We start from the raw sequence: 6,424 nt of genomic DNA on the forward strand, positions 1-6,424 counted from the left end.
CCCTGCGCCGGGGCAGTAGCCGCCGACCGACTGCTCGCCCGCCCCGACCGCCCAGACGCCGTCTACGGACTCTTCGACCCCAACGGCACCGACCTGCTCGCGGCGGCACGCCGGTACGGACTTCGCGTACCCGACGACCTGCTGCTGGTGTGCTGCAGCGAGTCGTCCGTCTACGCCAACACCGAACCGCCCATCACCACGCTCTCCCTCAAGCCCCGCCGCATCGGCACCGCAGTGGTGCAACTCCTCATCGACGCCATCGAAGGTGCCGAATCGGACCAACCGGTCGAGCAGGTGATACCGACAGAACTCATCGTGCGGGACTCGTCCGAGCGGCGTCCTCGCGGCACCGCGGCCAGTCCACCAGGCACGCACGGACAGGGGTACCGGGGTATGGACAGGTAAAAGTTGTCGGAACCAATGGCCCGCTCTCAGGCCGTCGGCATCGCCGGTCCTGTAGAAGGCGTGCTGTTGGGCTCTGGCCACGACATTCGCCGGGCCAGGCGGTCCGCCGTACCGAGAGCCGACGTACTCACGTGCGCTGCCGGCTCATCACGCGGGCCACTGCGGCATCCGTATCGAGGCGGGCCCCGGCGCTCAGGTGCTCCCTGTACTGCTGGTCGCCGAGCGCCCGGCGCGCCATTTTCTCGCACAGGTGGTGTGGGGCGTTGAAGTGACGGGAGCCGTAGAGCGGCAGCCCGACCGAAGGCCAGATTCTGCTCGCCGCTCCCTGCAGGACGGCGGCCTCGGCAGGATTCCTCTCGGCCGTGACCAGGGCCAGCAACTCGATCGCGATCACTGTGCCGATCACGTCGTGGAAGCCGTGGTGGATGGTGAGTGCCTCCTTGAGTAGCCCCCTTGCCCGCTCCAGTGAGCCGTCCACCCAGGCTGCATAGGCAAGGACGTTCATCGCGTGCGCTCGAGCCCACTGCTCGCCGTGGTCCTCACAGACCTGATATACGTCCTCGCAGAGCATGACGGCACTCGGCAGATCGCCCTGGAAGGCCATCGTCAGGGCCAGTTCAAGCTGGCTCATCAGCACATGGCTGTTGAACTCGCCGAGTTCGTGGTAGCGGTCGACGGCCGCGCGCAGCAGCTGCTCGGCATTCGGCAGGTCGTCCGTCACCATCGCCAGGCATCCGAGGCAGTGCGTCGCAGAGGTGGCAGCCAACTCGTTGCCGAAACGATTCGCCTCGTCTCGGCACTGCAGCAGCGCGGTCCTTGCGGGCACCGTGTCGGCTTGCAGAGTCGCCACGGTGCCGAGCACCCACAGAGCCTTCAGCCAGGGCTCCTCGTGGCCGTGGTCGGAGCCCAGCTCGAGGCTGCGCTCCAGCCAGTGCCGGCCCTCGGCCAGCCGTCCGCAGCCGGCCCAGTAGAACCACAGGGTGCCTGCCAGTTGCTGGCCCAGATGCGCCTCGCCGGGCTGCGACAGGCAGTGGTCCAGCGCCATCCGCAGGTTCGGCAGGTCCGCCTCGACGCGTGCCGCGGCATGCTGCTGCCGTGGCGAGAACCAGTCCAGCTCGCACAAGGTGGCCAGGCCCAGGTACCAGTCGCGGTGCCGGCGGAGCAGCCGGTCGGCGTCGCCCATCGCCCCCAGCCATTCGGCGCCGTATGCCCTGACGGTGTCGAGCATCCGGTAGCGCACTCCAGCCGGTGTCTCCTCGCGGCCCACCACGGACTGCGCGAGCAGCTCGCCCAGCAGGTCCAGCACCGCGTCCTCGGGCAGCCCACGGCCGCCGCAGACATACTCGGCCGCCTCAAGATCGAAGTGCCCCGAGAACACCGACAGCCGCGCCCACAGCAGCCGCTCGTCCGGCGTGCACAACTCGTGGCTCCAGCCAATAGTGGTACGCAGGGTCTGATGGCGGGGCAGTGCATCGCGGCCGCCGCCCGTCAGGAGCCCGAACCGGTCGTCCAGCCGGGACAGCAGCTGCGCAGGGGACAGGGACCGCAACCTACCCGCCGCCAGCTCGACGGCCAGCGGAATCCCATCCAGCCGCCGGCACACCTCCAGGACGCCGGGGAGATTCCCTTCGTCCAGCGCGAAACCCGGCAGGACGGTCGCCGCACGGTCCGCAAACAGCTCGGCAGCCTCCGCTTCCTGCATGGGGCAGAGAGGAAACAGCCGTTCGCCCTCGACGCCCAGCGGTCTGCGGCCCACGGCCAGCACCCGCAGTCCGGATGCTCGGCCCAGCAGATCCCGCACCAGTGACCCGCTCGCGTCAACGAGGTGTTCAAAACCGTCCAGTACGAGGAGGAGTTGGCGCTCCGCGAGATAGTCGAAGAGCACCTGGCGAGGTGGCCGTGACGTGCAGTCCGTCAGCCCCAGCGCCTTGGCGACCACGTGCTCGACGAGGTCTGCCTTCCGCAGTGATGCCAGCTCCACCAGCCAGACGCCGTCACGCATCTCGGCCGTCGTCGCAACCCGCACCGCGAGGCGCGACTTGCCGACTCCGCCGGCGCCGGTCACGGTGACCAGCCGGTCCGCCTCGAGTGCGTCCGTGAGCATTGCCAGTTCGGCGGTACGGCCCACGAAAGTGTTGAGTTCGAGCGTGAGATTGCCGAGCCTGGTCGGTCTCTCAGAGTCGCCCGGATGGGGGTTGGAGCGCTCTAAATGTTGCATATGGCGGCATCGTACTCGTTGTTATGAAAGCGATCACTACCCTGACCGAATCCTGACACCCACGGCCATCCGCCGACCGTCGCTGGAGCACCCGCGACTGCCGCCTGCCTCGCCATGCCCACCGGCCCCGACGTCATCCCGTTGCGGAGGACCCCCTGAACGACTCGGTCTGAACGTCACTGATCACCGGCCCGGCGACCTTCGGCCGCCGGTCCCTCGCCATCAGTTCACCAGCCGATACCGCTGGATGCCTGGTCTCGCCATCGGCACCTGGTGGCGCATCACCTCGTCACGGGCAGCGGGCCCGATTCTCATTCCCGAAGTGCGGCGACCGTCGGCCGCCTCGAACACGGCCGGCCGGGTCACAGCTCGCAATGCAGCCCAGATCAGCCGTGTCTGTTCGGCGAGTGTCTGATGCATTTCCGGTCCGACTTCGGGCTCGAACCACCGCACTGCAAGTCGCCCGCTCTCGAAGAACTCGCCCCGCTCGTCCGTCCGGAGACGTGAACGGAGCAGCTGGACAACTGCCGCTGTCGGTGGCCCGAACGGCGCGCTGACACCCGCAGCCGATCGGATTGCTTTAGGCGTTCACGGTCCAGGGCAGATGTGCGGGCGTGACGGCGAGCTCGCCCTGGATGCTCGGCAGTGCGATGTTCACGGACGAGTCGTCCAGCACCTGCGGTAGCTGGGCTGGCGCGATCACCAGCGGCGGGACCATCTCACTGCCGGCTTGCGCCAGTTCCTTGATGCCGGGGATTCCGTGTATCGCGGGCGTATCGAAAATCGCATACGCCGCCGCAACGACCCTCCGTCTTCAATGGGGGCATGAACCACCACGCATCTCTGTCAGCACCGCCCCGCCGCACGCGCAGGACCGTGCTCCTCGGCCTGGCGATCCTCGGCGTGGCGAGCGCCTTGTTCGTCGTGCGGGGGCCGCTCCTGATGGCCGCTCCGAAGTGTATGGCCGGGCGGTGGCACGGCTGCTTCGGCACGTTCAACGGTGTGGTGCTCATAACGTTGGTCGCGCTGCCGTTGGCCACACTGGTGGTGTGGGCTCTGGCGCACCGTCGGCGTGCCGCCGGCGTCACATCTGCGTGGCGGACGTCGCTGGCCGAGGTGGGCATGGTCCACGGGACGGTGCCGTTCCTATGGTTGACCATGATGCCGGGCGGCGGGGCCGGTACCGTCCCCGGCCGGGTGAGCCTGGTACCGCTGCGGGACCTGCTCACGATGGGGCCGCTCGGGATCGTCGGCAACCTGCTGATCTTCGCGGCGCTGGGGTTCTTCGCCCCGATGCGGTTCGCGGCGCTGGCGTCCGTGCCGCGGATCCTGGCGCTCGGGGCGGGCTGCTCGGTCCTGGTCGAAACCGCACAGTACGTCCTGCGGCTGGACCGGGTGTCCTCCGTGGACGACGTACTGGTCAACGCCGCCGGCGCCGTGCTGGCCGCGCTGGCGTCGCGCCGCTGGTGGCGCACTACGGCGGCAGCGCCGTCGGACCAGCCTCGCCCCGCGCTGGCACCGGCAGGCTGAATCGCGTGTCCGGTGTGCACACGTCTTTGCATACGTCGGCGATATGTTGTGCTGCTTAGGCTCCAGACATGCGTGTACTGATCGTGGAGGACGAGCCCTACCTGGCCGAAGCCGTACGTGACGGTCTGCGGCTGGAGGCGATCGCCGCCGACATCGCCGGCGACGGCGACTCCGCCCTGGAACTGCTCGGCGTCAACTCCTACGACCTCGCGGTCCTCGACCGCGACATCCCCGGCCCCTCCGGCGACGAGGTCGCCCGGCGCATCGTCGCCTCCGGCAGCGGCATCCCGATCCTCATGCTCACCGCTGCCGACCGGATCGACGACAAGGCTTCCGGGTTCGAGCTCGGCGCCGACGACTACCTCACCAAACCGTTCGAGCTGCGGGAGCTCGTCCTGCGGCTGAGGGCGCTCGACCGCAGACGCGCGTACGCCCGGCCCCCGGTCCGCGAGATCGCGGGCCTGCGGCTCGACCCCTTCCGCCGGGAGGTCTTCCGCGACGGACGCTACGTCGCGCTCACCCGCAAACAGTTCGCCGTGCTGGAAGTCCTCGTCGCCGCCGAGGGCGGGGTCGTCAGCTCCGAAGAGCTGCTGGAACGGGCCTGGGACGAGAACACCGACCCCCTCACCAACGCCGTGCGCATCACCGTCTCCGCACTGCGCAAACGGCTCGGCGAACCATGGATCATCGCCACGGTACCCGGCGTCGGCTACCGGATCGACACCCGTATGGACACCATCGCCCCCGGCAGGGACACCACCGACCCCGGCAGTACGCATGCATAGACGCCCAGGGCTCAGCGCCCGACTGAAACTCACCCTCAGCTATGCCGGATTCCTCTTCGTCGCCGGCGCCCTTGTGCTGGCCGTGGTGTGGGTGTCCCTGCTGCGCTACGTACCCGAGCACACGGCCAGAACCCCGTACGGGCTCTCCCCCACCCGCTCGTTCCTCCTACACTCCTTCGCCCCCGCCACAACCGCAAGCCTGGTCTTCCTGCTCGTGTTCGGCCTCCTGGGGGGATGGATCCTCGCCGGCCGGATGCTCGCACCACTCACACAGATCACGGATGCGGCACGGATGGCCGGGAACGGGTCGCTGTCCCACCGGATCCGCATGAAGGGCCGCCAGGACGAATTCAGTGAACTCTCCGACGCGTTCGACTCGATGCTCGAACAACTCGAGTCCCACGTCGCCGAGCAGCAGAGGTTCGCCGCGAACGCCTCCCACGAACTGCGCACCCCGCTGGCGATCTCGCGGACGCTCCTCGACGTCGCCCGCAAGGACCCCACACGGGACCGGGGCGAACTCATCGAACGCCTGCACGCCGTCAATACGCGGGCGATCGACCTCACCGAGGCCCTCCTGCTGCTCAGCCGCGGCGACCGCGGAAACTTCACCCGCGAGAGCGTCGACCTCTCCCTCATCGCCGAAGAAGCCGCCGAAACGCTGCTTCCCCTCGCCGAACAGCGCCGGATCACGCTCGACGTCACCGGCGGGGCGGCCCAGACCAGCGGCTCCGCGGAGCTCCTGCTGCGGATGGTGACGAACCTCGTCCAGAATGCCATCGTCCACAACCTCCCCGCCGACGGCACCGTGACGGTCCACACCGAGGCGCACGGCGACACGAGCGTGCTGCGGGTCGAGAACACGGGCCGTCGGCTTCCACCGGAACTGGTACCGACCCTCACCGAACCCTTCCAGCGCGGAACGGAACGCGTACGCACCGACGAGCACGCCGGCGTCGGCCTCGGCCTGGCCATCGTGCACAGCATCGTCCGCGCCCACGACGGGACCCTCGACCTCGCCCCCCGCCCCGCCGGCGGTCTCCTCGTCACGGTCCGGCTTCCCGGCACGCCATAGGCATCGTCCCCGAGCGGGGCCCACTAGATCGTTGACTGGAAGTTCGGTGCAGGCCAGGGTGACCCGTGGCAGCGATTGGTCAGCGGAGCTTCGAGAGGCTTGGGTTCGTTCCGCAGTTACGGAACAGCCTGAACGATCTCGTGCATGGTTGGCGGTCGGGCATCGCGTCGAGCACGCCCTGTCCCGACTGAAGAACTGGAAGATCCTGCGGGACTGCCGGCCCAAGGACACGGCGTCCACCAGGCCACGCTCGGCATCGCCCGACTTCACAACCTCGCCCTCACGGGATAACTCCCGCCCCATACGGGACAACCTTTAGCTTGATCTTTAACCTGTGCGGCGGGGCCGTGGGGTAGTTGACTTCTTCGTTCGCTGTTTCGCTGGCTGCGTCTTGCGGGGTGTGTGCACGTC

At 68.5% G+C, this 6,424-nt stretch carries 6 protein-coding genes and 1 pseudogene; 5 read left to right on the forward strand and 2 right to left on the reverse strand.

Features of this window, described 5'->3' with window-relative positions:
- Window positions 1-405: substrate-binding domain-containing protein (locus ABT009_RS47090; protein WP_351309542.1), on the forward strand; the 405-nt coding region annotated here is incomplete at its 5' end.
- A gap of 127 nt (window positions 406-532) precedes the next feature.
- Here ABT009_RS47090 and ABT009_RS47095 read toward each other — a convergent pair.
- Together ABT009_RS47095 and ABT009_RS47100 are read right to left on the reverse strand one after the other, a co-directional pair.
- A complete protein-coding gene (locus ABT009_RS47095) occupies window positions 533-2,623 on the reverse strand; it encodes an ATP-binding protein (protein WP_351309545.1) in 2,091 nt (696 codons plus the stop codon).
- A 580-nt stretch (window positions 2,624-3,203) separates the two neighbouring features.
- Window positions 3,204-3,326, reverse strand: coding sequence for a hypothetical protein (locus ABT009_RS47100; protein WP_351309548.1), 123 nt, complete (start codon window positions 3,324-3,326; stop codon window positions 3,204-3,206).
- A gap of 122 nt (window positions 3,327-3,448) precedes the next feature.
- Between ABT009_RS47100 and ABT009_RS47105 the strand changes: the two genes are divergently transcribed.
- The 4 genes and pseudogenes from ABT009_RS47105 to ABT009_RS47120 form a co-directional block, all read left to right on the forward strand.
- A complete protein-coding gene (locus tag ABT009_RS47105) occupies window positions 3,449-4,153 on the forward strand; it encodes a VanZ family protein (protein WP_351309551.1) in 705 nt (234 codons plus the stop codon).
- A 68-nt stretch (window positions 4,154-4,221) separates the two neighbouring features.
- Window positions 4,222-4,938 (forward strand): response regulator transcription factor, encoded by a 717-nt coding sequence (locus ABT009_RS47110; RefSeq protein ID WP_351309554.1) that lies wholly within the window; start codon window positions 4,222-4,224, stop codon window positions 4,936-4,938.
- Window positions 4,931-6,013 (forward strand): sensor histidine kinase, encoded by a 1,083-nt coding sequence (locus ABT009_RS47115; protein WP_351309557.1) that lies wholly within the window; start codon window positions 4,931-4,933, stop codon window positions 6,011-6,013. The genes ABT009_RS47110 and ABT009_RS47115 overlap by 8 nt, the downstream gene beginning before the upstream one ends.
- Before the next feature lie 160 nt (window positions 6,014-6,173).
- Window positions 6,174-6,304: pseudogene (locus tag ABT009_RS47120) on the forward strand (IS5/IS1182 family transposase); the annotation flags it as partial.
- Window positions 6,305-6,424 lie beyond the last annotated feature (120 nt).

Origin of the sequence: Streptomyces sp. NPDC002896 (assembly GCF_040295225.1) — a bacterium.
Lineage (GTDB): Bacteria > Actinomycetota > Actinomycetes > Streptomycetales > Streptomycetaceae > Streptomyces.